This is a genomic window from Photorhabdus viridis, from assembly GCF_040256935.1.
Classification (GTDB): Bacteria; Pseudomonadota; Gammaproteobacteria; order Enterobacterales; family Enterobacteriaceae; genus Photorhabdus; species Photorhabdus viridis.
Genome location: NZ_JBEJZY010000319.1, coordinates 1 through 355 on the forward strand (window position 1 = coordinate 1; position 355 = coordinate 355).

Consider the following 355-nt stretch of genomic DNA (forward strand, 5'->3'; position numbering starts at 1 on the left):
GTCGCTGTTGACGCGAATTAATGGCCTGCCCCGCCGTATTCATCGACGTCCCCGATTATCGGCCCCTCTGTGTGAGCTATTACAGATAGCCGGGGCGGTGGCGACGCAGGAGGGCAATGAATCGATTCGTTCCGTGCACCTTTTACAGGGTCTAAGCGGTCAGCTCGCCCGGGAGTGGGCGAGTGATGCGTGGCCGTTACCCTGTTTGAGTGTGACGCAACTGCAACGCTTGCGCCCGCTGTTGGATCATCACTCAGACGAGTGCCCGGAGAAGCAGGTTACGGCGCGTTTGACTGAGGCAGGATCGGCTGTTGACCTGGCGGAGACCGCCGCAGATAACCCCGCGCTCAATCCT

The 355-nt window shown here is 60.3% G+C and carries 1 protein-coding gene; it reads left to right on the forward strand.

The features are described 5' to 3' along the window. Positions 1-133: 133 nt before the first annotated feature. Positions 134-355: hypothetical protein (locus ABR397_RS23555; protein WP_350307816.1), on the forward strand; the 222-nt coding region annotated here is incomplete at its 3' end.